The 15,328-nt window shown below is 69.1% G+C and carries 17 protein-coding genes and 2 pseudogenes; 9 read left to right on the top strand and 10 right to left on the bottom strand.

Annotated elements, in window-relative coordinates:
- Positions 1-44: 44 nt before the first annotated feature.
- Positions 45-548, bottom strand: coding sequence for a hypothetical protein (locus CP980_RS34450; protein ID WP_150530000.1), 504 nt, complete (start codon positions 546-548; stop codon positions 45-47).
- A 251-nt stretch (positions 549-799) separates the two neighbouring features.
- Between CP980_RS34450 and CP980_RS34445 the strand changes: the two are divergent.
- The 3 genes and pseudogenes from CP980_RS34445 to CP980_RS35390 all read left to right on the top strand — a co-directional run.
- A pseudogene (locus CP980_RS34445) lies at positions 800-1,162 on the top strand (transposase family protein); the annotation flags it as partial.
- A gap of 163 nt (positions 1,163-1,325) precedes the next feature.
- A pseudogene (locus CP980_RS36230) lies at positions 1,326-2,224 on the top strand (helix-turn-helix domain-containing protein); the annotation flags it as partial.
- Entirely contained in the window at positions 2,219-2,752 is a 534-nt protein-coding gene (locus CP980_RS35390; protein WP_229907143.1) for a GNAT family N-acetyltransferase, read from the top strand. The pseudogene CP980_RS36230 and the gene CP980_RS35390, both read left to right, overlap by 6 nt.
- A 34-nt stretch (positions 2,753-2,786) precedes the next feature.
- On the opposite strand, the gene CP980_RS36225 is transcribed toward CP980_RS35390, so the two are convergent.
- The 6 genes from CP980_RS36225 to rpmG all read right to left on the bottom strand — a co-directional run bounded on the left by CP980_RS36225 (position 2,787) and on the right by rpmG (position 6,459).
- Positions 2,787-3,482: an HAD-IC family P-type ATPase gene (locus tag CP980_RS36225; protein ID WP_229907136.1), complete on the bottom strand. Its 696-nt coding sequence runs from the start codon at positions 3,480-3,482 to the stop codon at positions 2,787-2,789.
- Positions 3,483-3,554: 72 nt separating this feature from the next.
- A complete protein-coding gene (locus CP980_RS36220) occupies positions 3,555-3,989 on the bottom strand; it encodes a P-type ATPase actuator domain-containing protein (RefSeq protein ID WP_229907135.1) in 435 nt (144 codons plus the stop codon).
- A 560-nt stretch (positions 3,990-4,549) separates the two neighbouring features.
- Positions 4,550-4,786 (bottom strand): 30S ribosomal protein S18, encoded by a 237-nt coding sequence (rpsR, locus tag CP980_RS34430; RefSeq protein WP_150529999.1) that lies wholly within the window; start codon positions 4,784-4,786, stop codon positions 4,550-4,552.
- A gap of 71 nt (positions 4,787-4,857) precedes the next feature.
- Positions 4,858-6,009, bottom strand: coding sequence for a CobW family GTP-binding protein (locus tag CP980_RS34425; protein WP_150529998.1), 1,152 nt, complete (start codon positions 6,007-6,009; stop codon positions 4,858-4,860).
- Entirely contained in the window at positions 6,009-6,254 is a 246-nt protein-coding gene (locus tag CP980_RS34420; protein ID WP_150529997.1) for a type B 50S ribosomal protein L31, read from the bottom strand. The genes CP980_RS34425 and CP980_RS34420 overlap by 1 nt, the downstream gene beginning before the upstream one ends.
- A gap of 40 nt (positions 6,255-6,294) precedes the next feature.
- On the bottom strand, positions 6,295-6,459 hold the full coding sequence (gene rpmG / locus CP980_RS34415) for a 50S ribosomal protein L33 (RefSeq protein ID WP_150529996.1): 165 nt from the start codon (positions 6,457-6,459) through the stop codon (positions 6,295-6,297).
- A gap of 67 nt (positions 6,460-6,526) precedes the next feature.
- Here rpmG and rpmB point away from each other — a divergent pair, with 67 nt between their 5' ends.
- From rpmB to CP980_RS34390, 5 genes are all read left to right on the top strand, one after another.
- Positions 6,527-6,763, top strand: coding sequence for a 50S ribosomal protein L28 (gene rpmB, locus CP980_RS34410; RefSeq protein ID WP_150529995.1), 237 nt, complete (start codon positions 6,527-6,529; stop codon positions 6,761-6,763).
- Entirely contained in the window at positions 6,763-7,068 is a 306-nt protein-coding gene (rpsN, locus tag CP980_RS34405; RefSeq protein ID WP_150529994.1) for a 30S ribosomal protein S14, read from the top strand. The genes rpmB and rpsN overlap by 1 nt, the downstream gene beginning before the upstream one ends.
- Positions 7,069-7,560: 492 nt before the next feature.
- A complete protein-coding gene (locus CP980_RS34400; protein WP_150529993.1) occupies positions 7,561-8,766 on the top strand; it encodes a GTP-binding protein in 1,206 nt (401 codons plus the stop codon).
- A 107-nt stretch (positions 8,767-8,873) separates the two neighbouring features.
- The gene (gene rpmF / locus CP980_RS34395) at positions 8,874-9,044 is read left to right on the top strand and encodes a 50S ribosomal protein L32 (RefSeq protein WP_150529992.1); all 171 of its coding nucleotides are present in this window, start codon (positions 8,874-8,876) and stop codon (positions 9,042-9,044) included.
- Between the two features lie 4 nt (positions 9,045-9,048).
- Positions 9,049-10,236 (top strand): GTP-binding protein, encoded by a 1,188-nt coding sequence (locus CP980_RS34390; RefSeq protein ID WP_150529991.1) that lies wholly within the window; start codon positions 9,049-9,051, stop codon positions 10,234-10,236.
- 353 nt (positions 10,237-10,589) lie between these two features.
- On the opposite strand, the gene CP980_RS36215 is transcribed toward CP980_RS34390, so the two are convergent.
- A complete protein-coding gene (locus CP980_RS36215) occupies positions 10,590-10,760 on the bottom strand; it encodes a hypothetical protein (protein ID WP_229907134.1) in 171 nt (56 codons plus the stop codon).
- A 689-nt stretch (positions 10,761-11,449) separates the two neighbouring features.
- On the opposite strand from CP980_RS36215, the gene CP980_RS34375 reads away from it, so the two are divergent.
- Positions 11,450-12,664: a hypothetical protein gene (locus CP980_RS34375; protein ID WP_229907133.1), complete on the top strand. Its 1,215-nt coding sequence runs from the start codon at positions 11,450-11,452 to the stop codon at positions 12,662-12,664.
- Here the strand turns inward: CP980_RS34375 and CP980_RS34370 are convergent.
- Complete coding sequence (locus CP980_RS34370; RefSeq protein WP_150530468.1) at positions 12,642-14,468, bottom strand: asparagine synthase-related protein; 1,827 nt, start codon at positions 14,466-14,468, stop codon at positions 12,642-12,644. The genes CP980_RS34375 and CP980_RS34370 overlap by 23 nt on opposite strands.
- A gap of 1 nt (position 14,469) precedes the next feature.
- On the bottom strand, positions 14,470-15,096 hold the full coding sequence (locus tag CP980_RS34365; protein WP_150529990.1) for a lasso peptide biosynthesis B2 protein: 627 nt from the start codon (positions 15,094-15,096) through the stop codon (positions 14,470-14,472).
- Positions 15,097-15,328 lie beyond the last annotated feature (232 nt).

The following is a 15,328-nucleotide window of genomic DNA, read 5'->3' as shown; positions in this document are numbered from 1 at the left end:
CGGCTCCTTGGCTTGCTTTGATCAGTACGAGGGCGGCGGGGCGGTCATTCGTTGACGATGCCGCTGACAGCGCTGGAGCCGGTCCCCTGGGCGTCCGCGTCCCCTGTGTTCACCGCCGTCGCGGGGCCGGTCTGACTGCCGCCCCCGCGTTTGACGCCGGTGACCGCACTGCTGCCCTCCCGGGCGGTCGCATGCCCTGTTCCCATGGCCACATCACCCGTTGAAGCAGCAACGAACGACAGCATCTCCTGGAGTTGCTCAGCTACCTGCTCGCGCCCAGGGGCATCGAGGCCCTCCAGCAGAGTCTCGAACCGGTTCTGCCACACACCTTCCTGCCGCAACCGTTCGCTGCCGGTGTCGTTCGCGCTGCTCAGGACCTCGGCTGTGTGGTCCAGACGCTCAAGCTCAGCGTCCGCCCGCGCGGGCTCACCATGGGCGAAAACATCCGCAACCCGTCTTCGCAGGCCGTTCCACGCATCGGTTCCTGCGGCCTGGACCACTGCGGTGCCACCAGACAGGGCCAGGGCCATCAACGACTCGACCAGCATGTGATCACCGCTCTCCGCAGGGGCCACCACGCCCGGTGTCCCGACTCGGCCCCCCGCCCATGTTCACCAGCCCATACATCTAGCCAAGCCCACGCCTTCCAATCCTGCAAAGGCACCCAGTCGCGCCGCACGCAGGAGGGACTTGGCTCGTCCTGCTGGGTTAGGCCCGCTGTCAGCGAGTGTCGGCAAGATCATCGCCATGACTCGCACTCGTACCACCCCGCCACGGCCGGTCGACATCGCCGTGGTCTATCGATGCCGACACCCGTCTCGTCGTCGCCTCAGCCCGCCCGGCGCCGGGAAACAAGGCCGATGCCCACGTCTGGCGCGAATCGGACCTGCCGGCCGCGGCGGCCGGGACGACGGTGATAGCGGACGGCGCCTACCTGGGCACCGGGCTGATCGTCCCGCACCGCAGAAGGGCCGGCCGTCCTCTCCTGCGCGGGCAGGAGGAGGACAACGCCGAACACCGACGGGTCAGGGCACGCGTCGAGCACACCTTCGCCCGGATGAAGAACTGGAAGATCCTCCGCGACTGCCGACAGAAAGGCGACGGCCTCCACCACGCCGTCCAGGCCGTCGCCACCATGCACAACATCGCCATGACCGACTGAATCAGCAGGCCAGACACCACTCAGGCCTGGCCGAGACAGACTTCTGCAACACCCTTTAGGGGGGCGGAGCCTAGTAGACGCGGCCCGAAAATTCTGGTCATTAGGCCGCCAGTGGGAGGTGCCGTCCGCTGTCCACTATTCGGGCCGAGAGAGCGTCGTGCTCGTGCCGCCTCGGCCAGCCGCGCTTGCAGTCGAGGTCCGCAGCCTCACGGACCACGAGGGCCGGCAGCTACAGAGGATCGTGCGGCGGGGCAGCACCAACTCGGTGCGCTATCGGGGGCGATGATGATGCTGGCCTCGGCCGGCGGCAACAGGGTTCCGGTAATCGACCGGCTCGCGCAGGCGGACGAGGACACGGTGCGTGGTCCACCGGCTTAACGAGATCGGTCCGGCCCGCTTGGACCCTCAGTGGGCGGGAGGCTGTCGTTGCCTTCTCAGTCCTGATGACGAGGAGTTCGTCATCCAGACGGCCACCACCCGCCCGGCCAAACTCGGACGGCCCTTCACCCGCTGGTCCATCCGCAAACTGGCGGCTTACCTGCGGCGGGTCATCGGCCAGGTGATCCGCACCGGCCGCGAGGCTCTGCGTTGCCTGCTCGCCCGGCGCGGCGTCACCTTCCAGCGCACCAAGACCGGGAAGGAGACACGGCGTCACCTACTTCCACAGCTGCTACTCGGTCGGTGACGACACCCGGTGGGGCGTCAACCGACCGCGCAAGGGCCCGCGAACACCCTGGCCGCACTGCGGTCCATCCGGGCCGCCGTCCTGACAGCGCCCCGATCTACATGATCCGGGACAACCTCTCGGCCCACAACGGCAAGAAGATCCTGCGCTGGGCGGAGAACAACAATGGTTACCTCTGCTTCACGAACCCGATAGAGGCGCACTTCGGACCACTGCGGCAGTTCACGCTCGCCAACTCGAGCCATCCGAACCACACGGTCCAGACCTGCGCGCTGCACGCCCACATGCGGTGGCGCAACGCCAACGCCCCCCACCCCGACGTCCTGGCCGCCCAACGCAAGGAGCGCGCCCGCATCCGTAGCGAGAAGGGCATCCGCCGGTGCAACCGGACGTGGCCGGCAGCTCGACGGTGTGATGTGCCGGACTGGCACCCCGACGTGGTCGACCTCAACGGCACCTACCTGCGCCACCCACGGCACACCCTCGTCGTGGCCGTCCGCGGCGACGGCGAGGTGGTCGGCACCACCGCGCTCAACTCGCGCGGCCCCGCCCATCCCCCGCACCCGCACCCGCACCCGCACCCGCACCCGCACCCGCACCCGCGAAGCCTCGTCGAGCGCTACCCGTCGGGGCGAACCGCGCAGCTGCTGCGCGTGTACGTGCGCCCTGACCACCGGCGGTACGGGCTGGCCCGCGCCATGGTGCACACCGCCTGCGCGTTCGCCGCGGCGGTACCCGGCTACGAGCGCATCTACCTCCACACCAACGTCGACATCCCGGGCGCGGAACCCTTCTGGCGCAGCATGGCCACGGAGATCTTCGATGCCCGCACCACCGGTGAGCACGGTGGCTTCGGGACGGTCCACTTCGAGATGCCGCTGCCCGCGGCGGGAACGGATTCCTGACCGGGGAGGGGACCTGACCGGGAGCCAGCCTCGGTCAGGTGACCCGGCGCTCCTCCAGGGGCGCCAGCCTGAGTACGCCCTCGTCCACCCGGGGCAGGTGCGGGGTGTGGTTGACCAGGCGGGCGGAGTTGCCCACGACCGCGATGCTGCTGGTGTTGTGCGGCAGCATCGCGAACACCGGGTTCGTCGAGCCACCCGCGCCCGCGACCTGACGCAGGTCGTTGCCCGCCAGCGCGATGTCGGCGGTCTCCAGGGCCACGTGGGAGGAGTGCTCGACCATCGTGATGCCGACGTCCGCGAGCGCCAGGGCGGGGGCGTCGTTCGTGCCGTCGCCCGCCATCGCCACGGTGTGGCCTTCGGCTTGGAGGTCGCGGACCAGCTGGAGCTTGGCTTCCGGCAGGGCGCGAGCGTGCACTTCGGTGATGCCCAGGGCGTCCGCCACGACCTGGGCCGATTCCGGGGCGTCACCGGTGAGCAGGACCAGCCGCGAGACACCCAGGTCGCGCAGCTGCCGGACGACGATGTCGGCGCCCGCCCGAACGGCGTCGGAGACTCCGAGAAGGCCGATGAACTCCGCGTCCTGGGCCAGGCAGATGACGGTTACGCCGCCCCGGCGCAGGTGGTCGGTCCAGCTCTGGGCGTCCTCGGTGATCGCGATGCCGTGCCGACGCAGCAGGGTGGGGCTGCCCACCAGGAGCCGGGTGCCGTCGAGTTCGGCGCGCATGCCCATGCCGAGGACGACCGCGCAGGCCTGGTGGAGCGGGACGTGCAGGTGCTGCTCCTCGGTGTGGGTGACGATGGTCTAAGCGAGGGGGCGGCGGGCGTGGAGTTCGCCGGAGGCGGCCAGGCTGAGCACCTCGTCGGCGCCGAAGCGCTCGTTGAGGGTGACGACACTGGTGACCAGGGGGCGGCCCAAGGTCAGCGTACCCACCTCGAAGACCACGGCCGTGACCCGGCCGACGCCTTCGAGGTGGGTACCGCCCTTGATGAGGGTGCCACGGGGTGCGCCGTTCCCGATGGCCGCGCTGATGGCGGTCGGGGTGGCCAGGCCCACTGCGCACGGGCAGGCGATCAGCAGCATCGTCATCGCCCGGCGCGCATCGCGGGTGACCACGTAGGTCAGGGCCGCCAGCGCGAACGACACGGGGACGAGGCGCTGAGTGAAGCGGGTGGCGACCGTCCGGATCGGGGCCCGGTCGGTCTGGGCCTCCTCGACCCGGGTGATGATCCGGCCCACGGAGTCGGCGCGTACGGTGGGTCACCACGTTCTCCCGCAGGACCAAGGAGATGACGGTCGCGGCGGTGACCAGGTTGCCGGTTCCGGGATGACCGCGCCCGCGCAGCGTGCGCAGGGCCCGCGGAAGAACGGCAGACCGGTGAAGACGGTGACGATGCCGAGGAGTCCGGAGGACCCGATGCCGATGCGGGGCCGGGCCAGCAGACGGCGCACGGCCACGAACGCGAGGACGGCCCCGCCCGCCACGAGCCGGGCCGTCTCGCCGATGGAGGAGTCCGGAGACGCCCGCCGCCGATCTGCCGGGCGACGTCTCCGTACAGGTTCGTCGAAGCGACGACCGGAATCGGTGCGGAGGCCGCGGATGAGGGTCCGCCGCACGCGCAAGCCCACGCCGCGACAGCCCGAGAACCACCGCTGGTGCGCGGGGCGACAAGCCGTGACGGATACCCTCCTCCCTGCGTGAGGGAAGCGAAATGGCAATCACTTGGATCATCTCCCCGCACCGCGAAGCTCTCCAGCGGACGGGCTCAAGCCTCCGGGCGGTGCGCCCGGGGTGCGGTTCAGCGGCCGGCGTAGGGCAACAGGGCCATCTCTCGCGCGTTCTTGATGGCGGCGGCGAGGGCCCGCTGCTGCTGGGCCGTGACGCGGGTCACGCGGCGGCTGCGGATCTTCCCGCGGTCGGAGATGAACTTCCGGAGGAGGTCGGTGTCCTTGTAGTCGATGTAGGTGATCTTGGCGGCGTCGAGCGGGTTGGGGCGGGACTTGACGGGCTTGCGGATGTCGTGGCGTCGGGCCATGTCGGTGTCTCCTGAAAGGAAGGTGTGGTCACGGTCGTGCCGGGCCGAGACCGGGTCGTATGCGGTGTGTGTCAGGCGGCGTCGAGGAGGGAGTCGAAGGCGGCGGGCAGGTCCTTCCAGGCTTCACGCCCCGCCGTGTACTCGGCGTCCGTCAGGAGGCAGGAATCGAGGAGGCGTTCCAGCCCGTCCCGGTCGAGGCCGGGCGAGGTGAAGACCAGGTGCTGGCAGCAGTCCCCGTGGTCGGGGTGCCAGTCGAGCGCGGCCGCCGCCCGGCGCATCGGCGGGACCATGTCCCAGGCCGCGTCCGGCAGCGACGCCAGCCACGGCCCGGCGCTCTCCACGGACAGGGCTCCGCCTGCCGCGTCCCAGGCGAGGAGGGTGTCCGGACGGTCGGCGAGCCAGAACCGGCCGCGGCTGCGGGCTGCGGCGCAGCACAGGTCCTCCAGTGCCTGGTAGAGGCGTTCGGGATGGAACGGCCTGCGACGGTGCCACACGAGCGTGGCGACGCCGGCCTCGTCGGCGTCCTGGGGCAGGAGCGCACACGCGGGATGCTGGGCCGCCGCGGCGGCCTCGACGTCGAAACCGGCGAACGCGGCCCGGGCGAGTTCGACGGAACCGGCCGGTACCCGCTGGGCGGTGGGGTGCAGCTGAGCGAGGAGCGCGCGGTCCTCGTCGTCGGCCTCGTCACTGTCGACGAGGGCGAGGACCGGCGCGTACTCCAGCTGGCGGGCCCAGGTGTCCCCGATGGTCCGCTGGTCGGTGGGGGCCGCCGCGAGACCGGCTTCGGCCAGGTCGTCGCCGTTACCGAGACAGGGCAGGACGAGTGCGGGGTCCACGGCGGTGATCACGTTCGTCAGGACGAGCCGGTCGCCGCCGTGCGCGGCGATGACCTCGGCCATCGCCTTCGGTTCGACCGAGTCCCACAGCTCGACCACGGCGAGCCGGGTCAGGCCGCTGTCCGCCATCCGTTCCAGTTCCGGCACCAAGTCCTCGCGCAGTGCGCAGCACGCGCAGTCGTTGACCAGCGGCGTGTCACCGGTGGAGAGAGTGCCGGAGGCCTCGCGGATCACGCGGAGCACGGTGCCGTCGGGCGCCCCGGCGAGATCGTGGTGTAGCGCCACGCTCCCCTGTACGGACTGCAGAAGGCGTTCGACGACCTCCTTGCGCGCCTCGGCGTGCATCCCGGCGACGATCACGACCGGGAGCTGGTGATCGCGTTCCATCACCGGGCCCCGTAGCGGCGCTGGAACTTCTCGACGCGGCCGGCGGTGTCGAGGACGCGGGCGGTGCCCGTGTAGAAGGGGTGGCTCGCGGAGGAGATCTCCACATCGACCACCGGATAGGTATTGCCGTCCTCCCAGTCGACGGTCTTGTCGCTGGTCATCGTGGAACGGGTCAGGAAAGCGGTGCCGGAGGCGGTGTCGCGGAAGACGACGGGCCCGTAGGCGGGGTGGATGCCGGGCTTCATGGCAGGAACCTTTCGACGGTGGGGCGGGGGGTGCCGAGGATCAGCGCTCTTCGCGGAAGTCGACGTGGCGACGGGCGACGGGGTCGTACTTGCGCAGCACCAGCCGGTCGGGGTCGTTGCGGCGGTTCTTGCGGGTGACGTAGGTGAACCCGGTGCCCGCGGTGGAGCGGAGCTTGATGACCGGGCGGATCTCGTTGCGTGCCATGCCGCTACTATATGGCAATGGTTTCCATTACCAACAACGGGACCCACGGAAAGAAGGAGCAGGACCGATGTCTGCCCACTGCCAACTGACCGGCGCCAAGCCCGGCTTCGGCAACAACATTTCCCACTCGCACCGGCGCACCTCACGCCGCTTCGATCCGAACATCCAGCGCAAGCGCTACTGGCTGCCCAGCGAGGGGCGCCACGTCCGTCTGACACTGAGCACCAAGGCCATCAAGACGGTGGACGCGATCGGCATCGAGGCCGCCGTGACCCGCATCCGCGCCAGGGGAGGGAAGGTCTGATGGCGAAGAAGAGCAAGATCGCGCAGAACGAGAAGCGCAAGGAGATCGTCGAGCGGTACGCCGCGCGGCGCGCCGAGCTCAAAGAGGTCATCCGCCACCCGTCCTCCACCGCGGCCGAACGGGAGGCCGACCTCGCGGAGCTGCGCCGGCAACCGCGCGACGCCAGCGCCACCCGCGTCCGCAACCGCGACAGCGTGGACGGCCGCCCCCGCGGCTACCTGCGCAAGTTCGGGCTCTCCCGCGTACGGGCCCGACAGCAGGCACACGCCGGCTTCCTGCCGGGAGTGACGAAGTCGTCCTGGTAGGCGAGACCCCGACCGCGCACCCGACCCGCCCGTGCACGACCCGTGCAGAAGCCGTGCACGGATCCATGCCACGCGGGCATTGAAAATGAATACCATTAATGGTTAGGGTGCGTCGCGTACGCGTGCGGCACCTCGACGGGCAAGAAAGGGGGGCCCGAAGGGGGCCGCACGCGTATGTCGCGCAAGCCGAGCCCTCGCGGCGGAAACCGGCTCGGCTTCCGAGAGGGACTCGCGAGGCACGCCCGCCCACGAGCCGGGTCCGACCGTGCGCCGTCCACGGCGAATCGTGACCCCGCCCCTCTCGGCGTCGCCGCGACTCAGCCGCCGGCAGTCACTCCCCCGCCCACATTCACCCCTCCCCCGCACTGGGCGCGCATCCGATTCGAAACCCGCATCAAAACCCCCGAGCACCAAGAGAGGGATCCGTGTGAAGGGCAGCCCCGGATCCAACGGCGCGCCACTGCGCCACGTTGCGCGCTCCGGTCAGAGCTGATGACAACCGGCGCACCGAAGGGCCTCCTCAGCATCCTCATCGGCAATACCCCCGAGGTCCGAGGCGAGCTCACCAGGCAGCTGTCCCGCAGACATCCGACAGCCGTCACCCTCTCCCTCTCCGTCCACACCGCGACGACCGGTCGTTACCCGGTGGTCCAGCGCCTGACGACCCCCGACGACCCCGGCACGAACCTTGAGGTGAACGTCTCGTCGGGGACAACGGGCGACCCGACGGTGATCCTGCGACAGGACCTGATCGCACTCCGGCGGGCCAGGAGGGGCGTACACATCCTCCTCACCCTCCCCCAGGAGGTCGACACCCTGCCCTTCCTGCTGCAGCTGTGGCGCAGCAGGATCGGGGTCGACAACCTGAAGGACCGCTACGACTGCGCCCCCGTCCTCGCCGCCGTGGACCCCCTCGCCTTCTTGAAGGACGTCACCGACGTACGCCGGGCGGAGCGGCTGTGGGAAGGCGCCGAGGGCAGCGAGCCGTTTACCGCGGCCGAGGCCGCGGTGAGGCAGATCGAGGCGGCCGACACCCTCCTCATGGCAATGGCCGCCCCGGACGACTCCCGGCCCGCAGAGAGCGGTGCCGCTGTCGTACGACACCTCAACCCCAGCGCCCGTATCTCCGCGCTGCACGAACTCCCGGTGAATGAAGCGGCGCTGACGGACAGACGGTCACCCGGCCGCGTACGCGAGTCATGGGCGTCATCACTGGAGGCGGTCACCTCCCTCCCTCCACCCCCCGACCCCCACCACCTCGCGGTGTCCAGTCTCGTATGGCATGCCCGGCGGCCGCTGCACCCGGGCCGGCTCACCGAAGCCCTCGGGGACGTCATGTTCGGCGTGCTGCGCAGCCGAGGCCACCTCTGGCTCGCCAACAGGCCCGACACCGTCATCAACTGGCGCTCGGCCGGGCCGCACCTCGACCTACGCGAGACCGACCGCTGGCTGGAGGAATCCGACGCCCGCGCCTGGCAGGCGGGCTCCACCCAGCGCCGAACGGTCGCCTGCTGGTTCTGGGACGACCATTTCGGTGAGCGGCGCAGCGAGATCAGGCTCACCGGGCCGGGCGTCGACGCCGAACGCATCAGGGGCGCACTGGATGCGGCCCTGGTCACTGACGCCGAACTGTCACTCGGCCGCGCGAGCTGGAGCGGATGGACCGACCTTCTCTTCCAGCCTGCAGCGGAAAGCTGACGGCTCATCCGCCCCCGCCCGACTGCGCACCACCCAGGCCAGATTGATAATGGGACCCATTTTCATATAGCCTCTCCGTATCGCCACCCAGAATGAGGAGTTCCACGATGGCCGTCCCCAAGCGGAAGATGTCCCGCAGCAATACCCGCCACCGCCGCGCCCAGTGGAAGGCGACCACGCCCCAGCTGGTGCCGATCACCGTCGACGGCTCCGTCTACCAGGTCCCGCAGCGCCTGGTGAAGGCGTACGAGCGCGGCCTCATCCGCCCCGAAGGCTGATCGCGTGGCCCCGCACGACCGCCTGCCGGTGACCGTCCTGTCCGGTTTCCTCGGCGCCGGCAAGACCACCCTGCTCAACCATGTCCTGAGCAACCGCGAGGGCCTGCGGGTCGCCGTGATCGTCAACGACATGAGCGAGGTCAACATCGACGCCGCCCTCGTGCGCGGCGGCGAAGCGGCGCTCTCGCGCACCGAGGAGCGGCTGGTCGAGATGACCAACGGGTGCATCTGCTGCACCCTGCGCGACGACCTGCTGGAGGAGGTCGACCGGCTCGCCCGCGAGGGCCGCTTCGACTACCTGCTCATCGAGTCCAGCGGCATCTCCGAGCCGATGCCGGTCGCCGCCACCTTCTCCTTCCCCCGGGACGACGGCGCCACCCTCGGCGACCTCGCCCGCCTGGACACCATGGTCACCGTCGTCGACGCCGCGAACTTCCTGCGGGAACTCGCCGGCGGGGACGAACTCGTGGCGCGCGGCCTGGACCAGTACGAGGAGGACGAGCGGACCGTCAGCGATCTCCTCATGGACCAGGTCGAGTTCGCGGACGTCATCGTCCTCAACAAGCTCGACCTGGTTGGACCGGGCGACGCCGCACGCCTGCGCGCCACCCTCACGCGGCTCAATCCCGAGGCCCGGATCGTGCCCGCCGTACGCGGCCACGTCGCGCTCGAACAGGTCCTGGGCACCGGACTGTTCGACGTGGAGCGCGCCCAGCAGGCCCCGGGCTGGGTCAAGGAGCTCAACGGGGACCACGTCCCGGAGACCGAGGAGTACGGCATCTCCTCACTCGTGTTCCGAGCCGATGCGGCCTTCCACCCGGCCAGACTGTGGACGTTCGTCACCAAGGGCCTCGACAGCGGCACCTTCGGGCGGATCCTGCGCTCCAAGGGCTTCTTCTGGCTCGCCAGCCGCCCCAGGGTGACCGGCCTGTGGTCCCAGGCCGGCGCGGTGGCCCGCTTCGAGCCCTCCGGAGCGCGCGGCCCGGACACCGCCCAGGGCCAGGAGCTGGTCTTCATCGGCACCGGACTGCGCGCCGATGCCCTCCGGGCGGCCCTCGAAGCCTGCTTGCTCAGCCCGGACGAACCGGTCCCGGCCGAGGACGAGTTCCCGGCGTGGGAGACGTACGGCATCGACGAAGCCTGCGCGCACGAGCCCGCCGCCACACCTCGCGGCGTCGTCCGGGTTGGGTGAGGAAGCCTTGACGGGTAAGGCGTCCGAGGCGGCTGCGGGTGGTGTCGACGGGTGCCTCATCGGTGGGCATGTCGAGGAGTTCGTGCAGCTCACGGGCTCGGAACACTTGGTCCGGGTGCTGGTTGAAGGCGTTCACGATGGCCTGGTAGGCGGTGTTCGTCTCGGGCGGATCGGGCTCGGCTCCGGCGGGTGCGAGTTCGGCGATGACCTTGGCGGTGTGGCCTGTTCCGCGAGTCGTGCTTCGGTCTCGGCCAGGGCGGCGGTCAAGTGCTTGAGCTGGTCGCGTAGTCCAACGGCCCGGGCGGTGGTCTCGTCGTGCCGGGCCTGGGGGCTGGCCAGGAGCTCGGTGACGTTCACGCGGCCAGCCCGAGGGTGTCGCGCCAGGCCGGAGACGGTGTGGTGAGGCGGCGGGCCATGTTCGCGATCGAGGCGCAGTAGACGCGGGAGGCGGACGTGTCGGGCCGGTGGTCGTACTCACGGGCGAGGCGGCGGTGCAGCATCAGCGTGCCGTTGACCTGCTCCACGATCCACCCCTTCGGTTGCGGAGTGAAGCCTTTGCCTGGTCAGCGGGGCTGCGGCGGACGATCTCGACGTCGATGCCGGCCAGGGCGCCCGACAGCGGATCACGGTGCCCCGGGGCGCGGCCGTCCGGGCCGTCTCCCCCAGGGCGCACTCGCCGTACGCCGGGCCGGCGAGGGCCCTGGTGCGGCGGCGCCGACCGCAAGATCAAGGTCCGCAGTGTGCCTTCCCGTGGGCCTGTACACGGCGACGGAAGGCCGCACGATTCGACTACATCTGGGCCTTCTCGGCCCTGCGGCTCTCACGCGACAATGCCTCGCCTCAACTCGCCTCGTAAGACTCCCAACACGCCAGCCCCCGGTCACCGCTGCTCGGTGAAAGCGGTACGGCACAGGGCCCCGAGTTCGGGATCGTGCAGGCCGCGTTAGGCCGTCCAGAGGCATCCGGATGGTGATACCACGGATTGGCACGGACGATGGTGCTCGAACCCTCAGGGCAGCGCCGGACCGCTTGGAACGGTACGGGAAGGCGAAACCGTACCGGTCACCGTCGTCATCGGCGCATCCGGAGCACCACGAATGCCCTTGCAGTCCCAGGAGGCGATCGCATGAGGACTCCGCCCAAGTCCAGAGCCGGCTCGCGTCTGCGGGCGCGACAGGTATCGAGGAGAGCCCGGTCACGGACCACCGCGGTATTGATCCTGCCGGTCCTCCTCCTGACGGCGTTCTACCTGGGTCTGTTCGGCTTCGAGGACCTCAACGAGGCCCTGACCTTCGTGGGTCGCATCACAGGCGCCGGCCTCATCATTGCCTCGGCCGCCGCACTGCTGGGCAGCGCCGCGGTCGTGGACCACTGGGTCTGGAAGATCTTCCCCTATTCAGGAATGGTTGCCCTGATCTGCACGGTCGCAGCGTTGCTGACCAACGCCGTGGTCCTATTCGAGATCTTGAACTCCGACTCGCTGTTCTACAAGACCCTGTTTGTCCTGCTCACGGTTGGTTCCGCGTGGGCCGTCTACGCGGTGTGGCGGACATTGGCCAAAATCCCGGCTCCGAAGCGGGTGGCCACGGCAGTCATCGCATCCTCCGTATTCGCGATCGCCAATTTCAGCTACCAAAACCTCTATCAGCCATCTCAGCACGGAGGGAGGCCTGCCATCAAGTTGACCGTGGGGCAGCCTGAACTGAAGATGGACGGAAAATCATTCGCCGTACCGGTCGACATTACGCTCGAAAACCACAGCGACGTGGGTTTCTACATCATGGGCGCCGAGTTCCACGCCATGGGGCAAAGGGTGCCGGTGAGCACGCATGACCGGCTCCAGCAGCAATGGCGTGATGACGCCGAGCGGTGGGCGGGGTACCAGGAGAGAAGCCCACTCTCCCGCAGGGAAGTCCACCAGCCAGGCGAGCTATTGGCGGCGCAGCCATGGATGGCCCCTGGAGGCTACATCGAGGCGAGCGACTCGGTCGCCATGCGAACGCTCGTACAGCTTCCTATCGACACGCCGTACGACCAAGTAGCCTTTTATGCCACCGCGAGCCTCGCGCGCAAAGACCGACTCGGCCTGGATTCAGTTACTTTTGACAGCTTCTCCTGGAGCGGCGGCAAAGTGCCCAAGTGGGTGAAGGAACAGAAAAACTTCGACTCCCTCATCTACATCGGCAGGGTGCATCAAAACAATTCAATCGACGAACGTACGATGGATCCCCGTTCCGTCTCCATCTACTGGAAATTCGGCACGCAGGGCGCAGAGGTGTCCGCATCCATCACGAAAAAGGGCGATGAAAATCGCATCCCACCCGAAGCGGAAGCCCGCGCGGTAAGCAACCGATACGGCCTCGTCGATGCCACGACGGGCCCGATCCAGCGATCACTGTGGGACATCAAGAGCAAGATCCGTCAATGACCGGCATTGCCGCACCGGGCGCGCTGGTGCGTGGGGCCGCCAATCCGTCCAGCCACGCCACCAGGGCAAGTGAGCTGTTCATGCGATCCCAGGACGCTGCGTTCCCCACGCCGAGCTGTGCCTCCCGCACTGCCCGGCACAGCACCTCGACGTCGAACATCTCCTCGACCAGCGGATGCCTCGCGGAGCGGCAGAGGTCGATGAGTTCATCGCCGTGTTTCCTCAAGCCGCGGGCGTAGAGCTGGTCGAAGGGGACCTTCACCGCTCGGTCGCGGATCCGGGAGGGGAGCAGATCGTCCATGGCTTCGCGTAGAACCGCCTTCGGCCGGCCCGGATGGAACGTGGCTGCAACGGGGAGGCTGCGCATCGTGGCGGTGACCTCCCGGTCGAGGAAGGGGTGCGAGAGGAAGAATCCGTCCTGCCGTGCCCGGTGCCAGGACACCGCGTCGGGAGCGGCGAGGTAATTGGCCGCGTCGAAGAACGACTCCTCCGGCCTGCGTCCGAACACGAAGCGGCTCTCCGCGATGCTTGCCTCACGGTAGCCGTGGGCCCGTGCGAATCCCGGTCGCAGCCAACGGGGGCGGGTGAAGCTTCCGAGGCCGCCCAGCACGGTTCCGCGGCGGGCGAGCGCGGTGATGCGCTCCGCCGCCAGGGGAAGGGCCGGCCGCATGACGTAGTCGTAGACGACGTCGCGCACGCCGCGCTCGGTTCCCGCGGCCCAGGCTCGTGCCTGCTTCGTCATCTGCCGGAGTTGCCCTGTGCGGGCCAGTTTGTGCAGGTGGAGGGGGTTGGCGTCCACGATCGGGTCGGCCCCGCAACCGGTCATGAGGATGTCACAGCCGAGTTCCGCCGCGGCGCCGTGGAGTCTGCTCCAGAACGGGGCGCGAAAGGCGTGCGCATGAGGCTCGTCCGCGGCTCCGGCGTGGTGTTCGAAGTCGTCGAAGTCGGTGACGTCGCCCGCGTCCACCATCACCGGGCGGGCTGCGGGTGCATGACGGCGGATCTCCTTCATGGCCTCTTCGAGGTACGACCGTTCCCCGGCCAGCTCTCCTGTGTCGAAGCGCCCGGCCAGCAGGGCGAGGTCCTCACCGCGGCCCTGTCCCCTGCCCAGTAGGCGGGCTGCGAGCAACGCGATGCTGGTGGAGTCGGTACCGCCCGATACGTGACATGCCGTCATTCGGCCCACTCGGCGCCCGACGGCGCTCTCCAGTGCGAGGCGCAGGTTCTTTCCGGCCCCGCTGAGACGGAGCCCGCCCGCTGTCGGTTCCCTCAGGGCGTCGGCCTCACCGACGCGTCCGCGCACCCGACCGCGCATCTGCCCGGTGAGCGAAAGTTCCACGACCTCACCGCCGAGAATCCGGTGCACACCGGAGAACGGGGTGAGTTCCGAATGCGGTTGCGCCAGGTTCCCGCTCAGGTACCGGCAGAAGTAGCCGTGTTCCAGCCTTTCGGAGTCGCCCAGACAGCGCGCCGACGTACTCACCGCGCTCACGCGCCCACCGGACTCCCTGAAGAACAGGGGAATGCGCGCATGACAGTCGCGCATCAGCACGATGCGGTCGGGGTACACCAGGATGGCCGCGTAGTCGCCGATCGGCAGGCGGGGTGTGGCTCCCGGTCGGCCTACGTCGTCCAGGAGGCCGCGTGCGCCCGCCACGCGGTCACGGACCGAGCCGACCCAGCCGACGACCACGGCGGTGCCGGCCCGTGAGGAGACCGTCGTCACCAGTCCGTGCCGCGCCATCGCCTCGGCCGCCCGGAGCCTGGGTGCGCCCCCGGCCCAGTCAAGGCGGAGTGCTTGCATGTCACCGGCCGCCGCAACTGATCGAGAGAACCGGCGTGAACCCGTGTCCGCGCGGATCGGCATCAGGGATGCACACACCCACCGAGGAGCTCCAGGCATGCAGGGCGAACGGGTGCTCGCGGACACCGACATGAAGCACCGCATCGAGGCCGCACCGCCGCAGGAGGACGAACGCGGTCACGGCCTCGGACTTGCAGTCGTCGTTGACGAACCAGCTTCTGCGGCCATGTGTACGCAGTGCTCGTTTCAGCCGCGACACCTCCTCCGCTGAAGGGAGGTCCGCACGTGCGCACACCGGGGCGGCCAAGGACAGGAGCCGAAGGACGCGCCCGAACCCGACGGTCCGGATCGAGAGATGCACTCCGCGCAGCCAGAGCCCGACCTCGGCGTCCGAGTACGCCTTTCTGCAACCCGTCGCGCATCCGGTGCGGATGAGATCGGTGACGAGCTCGGCGCGCTCCTCAGCGCTTCCCACGGCGAACTTCTCAATGTCCGTCGCCGTCATGCCGAGAAAACGCGTGCGCCGCCTCCAGTCGGAGATCAGGGCACCGTTGGACATCCTGGTGACACGGCAGTGCGGTGACAGAATCCGCGTCACGGCCGCCAGGGCATCGGTCTCTTCTGTCACCTCACACACCCCAAACTCGGCCTGCCGCAGATACTCTGCAACAGGCCGAGTTCGACGTGGCGGGCTGTGTCAGGACTGGTACCCGTGACCGTCGTAGAGTTCCCCGCTGAAGCCTCGAATCAAGCGGCCGTTGCCGAACAAGACAAGCCGATGCGGTACACGGCGCCGCAGTCGTCGAAGGTACATCGCTTACCTCCAGAATCAAGCAGCGTTGAACACTTCCCACGCTACT

This window comes from Streptomyces vinaceus, from assembly GCF_008704935.1.
In the GTDB taxonomy this organism is placed as follows: domain Bacteria; phylum Actinomycetota; class Actinomycetes; order Streptomycetales; family Streptomycetaceae; genus Streptomyces; species Streptomyces vinaceus.
Note: the sequence above shows the minus strand (reverse complement) of the source record. Positions and strands in the feature narration are given on the sequence as shown.

What these genes read in the sequence shown, in the direction of transcription:
- CP980_RS34420 (WP_150529997.1), bottom strand. Translation starts at nt 6,254, where the DNA reads ATGAAGCCCGGCATCCACCCCGCCTACGGGCCCGTCGTCTTCCGCGAC.
- rpmF (WP_150529992.1), top strand. Translation starts at nt 8,874, where the DNA reads ATGGCCGTCCCCAAGCGGAAGATGTCCCGCAGCAATACCCGCCACCGC.
- CP980_RS34425 (WP_150529998.1), bottom strand. Translation starts at nt 6,009, where the DNA reads ATGGAACGCGATCACCAGCTCCCGGTCGTGATCGTCGCCGGGATGCAC.
- rpmG (WP_150529996.1), bottom strand. Translation starts at nt 6,459, where the DNA reads ATGGCACGCAACGAGATCCGCCCGGTCATCAAGCTCCGCTCCACCGCG.
- rpsN (WP_150529994.1), top strand. Translation starts at nt 6,763, where the DNA reads ATGGCGAAGAAGAGCAAGATCGCGCAGAACGAGAAGCGCAAGGAGATC.
- CP980_RS36225 (WP_229907136.1), bottom strand. Translation starts at nt 3,482, where the DNA reads ATGGGCATGCGCGCCGAACTCGACGGCACCCGGCTCCTGGTGGGCAGC.
- CP980_RS34450 (WP_150530000.1), bottom strand. Translation starts at nt 548, where the DNA reads ATGCTGGTCGAGTCGTTGATGGCCCTGGCCCTGTCTGGTGGCACCGCA.
- CP980_RS34370 (WP_150530468.1), bottom strand. Translation starts at nt 14,468, where the DNA reads ATGCAAGCACTCCGCCTTGACTGGGCCGGGGGCGCACCCAGGCTCCGG.
- rpmB (WP_150529995.1), top strand. Translation starts at nt 6,527, where the DNA reads ATGTCTGCCCACTGCCAACTGACCGGCGCCAAGCCCGGCTTCGGCAAC.
- rpsR (WP_150529999.1), bottom strand. Translation starts at nt 4,786, where the DNA reads ATGGCCCGACGCCACGACATCCGCAAGCCCGTCAAGTCCCGCCCCAAC.
- CP980_RS34400 (WP_150529993.1), top strand. Translation starts at nt 7,561, where the DNA reads ATGACAACCGGCGCACCGAAGGGCCTCCTCAGCATCCTCATCGGCAAT.